General features: G+C 59.6%; 5 protein-coding genes. 2 read left to right on the forward strand and 3 right to left on the reverse strand.

Features of this window, described 5'->3' with window-relative positions; all coding sequences use genetic code 11:
* On the forward strand, nt 1–284 hold a 284-nt coding region (locus EOA60_RS38285; RefSeq protein WP_206628179.1), incomplete at its 5' end, for a hypothetical protein.
* A gap of 122 nt (nt 285–406) precedes the next feature.
* Here EOA60_RS38285 and EOA60_RS21010 read toward each other — a convergent pair.
* From EOA60_RS21010 to EOA60_RS21020, 3 genes are all read right to left on the reverse strand, one after another.
* Nucleotides 407–1,309 (reverse strand): TIR domain-containing protein, encoded by a 903-nt coding sequence (locus EOA60_RS21010; protein ID WP_127335338.1) that lies wholly within the window; start codon nt 1,307–1,309, stop codon nt 407–409.
* 220 nt (nt 1,310–1,529) lie between these two features.
* Nucleotides 1,530–2,105: a hypothetical protein gene (locus tag EOA60_RS21015; protein ID WP_245322413.1), complete on the reverse strand. Its 576-nt coding sequence runs from the start codon at nt 2,103–2,105 to the stop codon at nt 1,530–1,532.
* A 298-nt stretch (nt 2,106–2,403) separates the two neighbouring features.
* Nucleotides 2,404–3,720 carry a hypothetical protein gene (locus EOA60_RS21020; RefSeq protein WP_127335337.1) on the reverse strand — a complete coding sequence of 439 codons (1,317 nt, stop codon included), beginning with the start codon at nt 3,718–3,720 and terminating at the stop codon, nt 2,404–2,406.
* Nucleotides 3,721–3,917: 197 nt separating this feature from the next.
* Here EOA60_RS21020 and EOA60_RS38290 point away from each other — a divergent pair.
* The coding region (locus EOA60_RS38290; protein ID WP_206628180.1) for a hypothetical protein at nt 3,918–4,272 on the forward strand (355 nt) is incomplete at its 3' end.

A 4,272-nucleotide genomic window follows, 5' to 3' on the forward strand; every position in this document is an offset into this window, starting at 1 on the left:
GAATATCGTCGTCGACAGGAGAGAGCCTGCCATGCGGCAGAACCTTCCACTCTTTGAACGGCGCGGGCATCACGGAACCTCGGCTTAACAGACAAGATAGGAACGGTTTAACCCGAGACGAGTTGCAGGCACAAAAAAGCCCGGAAAATCCGGGCTTTTTGCTCATCGCGTCAGATCGTCTGAAACGGGAATTTGGTGCCCAGAAGAGGCGTGACAGGGAAAGTATCGAACTGCCCGTCAATTCGGCGCAAGGCCTTTTGTGCCAAGGGATTGTGACGTCTTGAGTGTCTCAGGGGGTCCGAGTTACAGTGGACCTCTAAGATGGCTTACTGGTGGACCTCGGTCAATCTGCTTTCCGCACTGTCTCTGGGGGTGGGAGACTGCCCATGAATGAACGAAGGACCCATCACTCGTTTTCATCGCCGTCGTCGGGGCTGTTTGGCTTTGTACGGCCCTCAATCGGTCCTCGTTCCGGAGGGCTCCAGAGCCGCCGCCTGCGTCCCAACCTGAGACGATCCCGAAGATAATCAGTAGTCATTCGGAGGCGTTCCACCGTGGGCACAAGGTCGACCAACTCGGGGTGCTCATGAGAGAAATCTCTCATCTGACTTGAGCATTCGAGTAGGTCATCCCAGACTTTATGGTCTCGGTCTGGAAATCCTCTTCCCTCCGCCAACGCGCGCGCCAGATAAGGGCTCGGCAGGAGCTCTTCAGGTTTTGAAAGCAGTTTGCTTTGGTTCCGATTTAGAACGAGCAATTCCTGCAGGATCGCGTCGAAGGTCTCCAAGCTCCCGGCGGACCCTTTGGCAGCGGGGGCCTTGGTGATGTCTTCTATGCCCGCTTTCAATTCTTGCTCAATCTTGGGCCACAGGCCGTCTACCGATTTCTCGATACGCTCAACTGGCACGGCGTCATTGCCAACTCGGGCATTAATGTCCCTGAGCAGGCGCTTGAAATCGCCCATCTCGGCGGTAACAGCGTTGAATTGCGTCAAGGGCGCTGGAAGTTCGGAGGGTTTGACACCAACAAGGAAAGGCGCGACCTGCGCATCTCCCACGGACTTGGAAAGCGCACCGGCCTCAAACAAAATCCACGGCGCCAGCAGGTTCGAGGGCGTCAGGCAAAGGATACCAAAGCTGTCCTTCGCAAGCTCTTCTGTAAGATCAGCTTGCCAGCGGCCGCCTTTCTTGAGGTCTTCCGACGAAATGAACGGCCGGATACTCTGCAGGACGACCGGGAGCCATGTGTGGAGCGTGTTTGCAATTATATGGCTCTTTGGGCCTGACCAGCTAATGAAGACGTTTGGCATGTTTCTCCCCTCACCCCTATCGGATTTACCTTATAGGATTTTAAACGACTGGGAAGCTGCTTGAGCGGCCCCTTTTGACTTCGTTACGAAGAAAGGCACCGGCTTCGCGGGGCGACGACCCAGTAGTCGACCTGGCAACTTCTTGAGTTGTCACGGTGATCTGCCGGGATGCGCCGCACGGTTCCAGTGCGAGCTTATAGCCTTGTAGCAGGCGATGAACTCATTCGTCTGCCACCCGGCGCGGCAGCGTCGGCAGATCGTGCTTTTCCGCGACTAACTCGACAGCTTTTTCCAGCGCCTCGCCCATGTGCCTCAGAACCCTTCCACGCGGCCTTGGGTAGACGTGCAACTCGGTCGCGGTCGAACCCTCGCCCCACCGCTTGTGCGTCCCTGACGCCATACGATGGACGAGCTTCGCGGCTTGCACCTGCCTGAACTCGGCTTTGCGCTCGGCCTGCGGGTCGTCCCTGATGATCATCTCGACGGCAAGCCACGCGGCGACCACACGGCGCGGATCGACCCCTGCCTTCCGCAGCCTCGCCCAGCCGGCCTTGGCGCGCTCTTGTGGTGACAATCCGCGCAGCCGGAAGGCCTCTACGTGAGGCCCGGCGGTCCGCAGAAGCGTCGCCACGCGGTCGACTGCATTGGCCACGTAGGTGTCATTCTGGTTCGCCTCAAGCCAAGCCAGCGCGGCGACACGGTAGGGGTTGATCTCTCGCGCACCATAGGTGGCTTTGTAGGGGCTGCCGTGGCGGGCGTAGTGATCTGCATGGGAACGGCAGAACCGCGTGTCCAAGCCGTCTCCGGTGCCAGCACGGGCCGGTCTGTCGCAGCCGACCACTCGGCAGCGTGTAAACATCGAGCTGGGTTCTGCGGCCCGGCTTTTGACCTCAGCCTTGCGCTCTCGCTGTCGGATCAACTTCGCGGTCAATCTCGGGTCCCTCTTAGGGGAGCGCGGGGTGAACACCTATGGGTCATTGAAGGTCCAACTGATAGAGAAGTGAGGGGTGACATGGACAGGATAGATCCCTCCATAGAGACAGAAGAGAGGGGAGCTGATGTACCGAATACCCCCAAGGGTGAAGAGCCATCGGTCATGGGGTCTCTGCCTCTGACTGGGTCACAATTCCTTCGACACCCGCCACTCGCTTGAAGACCGAGAGCATCACCTCTCTCGCCGTCGCAGAGCCGGACGCAGGGACCATCAGGGCGTCGTGGATCGGTAGTGCCGTGATCCCTCTGGCCTTCATGATCAGCAGTACCTCCACCATGATCTGACTTTCGATGAACTGAACATCGTGACCAAGTCCACGATGGAACCGATCCCTGATCAGCTCGTGCTTCTGCTCGATGGCAGCGACCACCTCGGCGATCTTGTCACCCCGGCGAAACAGCTTGCGCGTGTCCTGGGGAAACCTCTCAAGGGGCTTCTCGGCGAAGGTCATCGCACTCATGACACGCTTGATCCCTTCACGCTGCTGAACGTAACCCCATAGATGGTAGAGGTCATCTGAGGGCGGCGGCTGCCCCGCCATACCGTAGAGGATACGAGCGCCAGCCTGGCCGTAGTCCAGCTCTACGGCCTTCTCGCCGCTGATGCGCAAGCCGGTCTGTCTCTCGTCCTTGCGCGGTAGCTGCCAGAACCCGCCGAACAGTCTGCCGCCGCTGTCGAAGCGGCCTTGTGTGAACACCCGCCGCAGTCTTCGGTCCCGCAGCGAAATCGGCGTGTGGGGCCAAGCGATGCCCTTCCAGTCGAACTTGAGGTCGGCTTCATGGAGCCACTGGTTGATCTCGGCCATCTGCTCCCGGTATCGGTCGGTCGCACCATCGTCCGGGTAGTCGAGACGCTCGCCGTCGTCCCAGAAATTGGCTCGGTCCTGCAACCTCTTCAGAATGATCGTCTCGCCGGTCTGGTGCGTGTCCAGATCGTCAAGGTCAACCTCGTGTTCGGCGATGCGGTTGAGGAGCCGCTGTCCCGGTCGGATGACAGTGGACCGCGATGCGCCCTGAATGTCGGGGGCGACGTCTTGCTCGACGTAGCCCATCTCTGGCTTCGACAAGAGGTCGAGGGTGGCGGGGAACGCCTTGCTGTACACGGCGGGCCGATAGCGGCTCTTCGCCCCCAGAACACGGTGGGAACGGGTGACGAAGATGCCTGATCCGCCGACCAGTTGCCCGTGGATGAGGTCCGACAGTATGGCCTCGACCGTTTGCTCGAACGTCTCTTGATCTCTGGGGCGCCTCTTGTTGCGCCTGAGACCGAAGCGGTCCTCGTAGGTCAAGAGGAGCTCTATGGCTTCCCGGACAATGCCCTTGGCGTTCTCCGAGAAGGCGAAACGGTGGGGATTGAATGGGCGGTCTCTTCCGACGTCCTCGTCTTCCGATCCGCCGACTGTAATACGCTGATCCATTCACTTCCAAGCATGGTCAAACTGGCCACCCCGCACTGACGGGGAGGCGGGCCTGTATCAGGAGAAGCGCGGGCGCTCAAACAACAAATGATGAAGGGCGATGGGCAGTGGCACTTCGCCGCTCCACGAGGTTCGGATCGATTGGTTCCGTGTCCTCTCGTTGGTATGTGTTGGCGGGCCGATCTTTGGGGGGAGCGATGACACTGAATTTGATGCTTGCGACGCGTGATAGCATCCATGTGGCTGCAGACCTGCGTCTCACTTCGGGCAGCACCGTGGTGTCGGATGCGTCTGCAAAAGTGATTGGTATCGAGCAGCCCGGATGGCAGGCCATTGTCTCCTATTGTGGCGTGGGTCGCGTTCGCAACACGAGGGACACATCACAGTTTCTCCGCGACTGGGTCCTTGCAAATCCCGCAGAGAGTGCGTCGTTCACAGGCCTCCTTGAGGTCATTCGTCGCGAGGGCACTCGCTGGCTGAAATCCGTGGGCTATCGAGGCAGTCACACCTTCATGGTCGGCGCTCTACTATCCGGGCGGAGCCAAATAGCCT

This window comes from Mesorhizobium sp. M1A.F.Ca.IN.020.06.1.1, assembly GCF_004023265.1.
Taxonomy (GTDB): Bacteria; Pseudomonadota; Alphaproteobacteria; order Rhizobiales; family Rhizobiaceae; genus Mesorhizobium.

What these genes read in the sequence shown, in the direction of transcription:
- EOA60_RS21010 (WP_127335338.1), bottom strand. Translation starts at nt 1,309, where the DNA reads ATGCCAAACGTCTTCATTAGCTGGTCAGGCCCAAAGAGCCATATAATT.
- EOA60_RS21020 (WP_127335337.1), bottom strand. Translation starts at nt 3,720, where the DNA reads ATGGATCAGCGTATTACAGTCGGCGGATCGGAAGACGAGGACGTCGGA.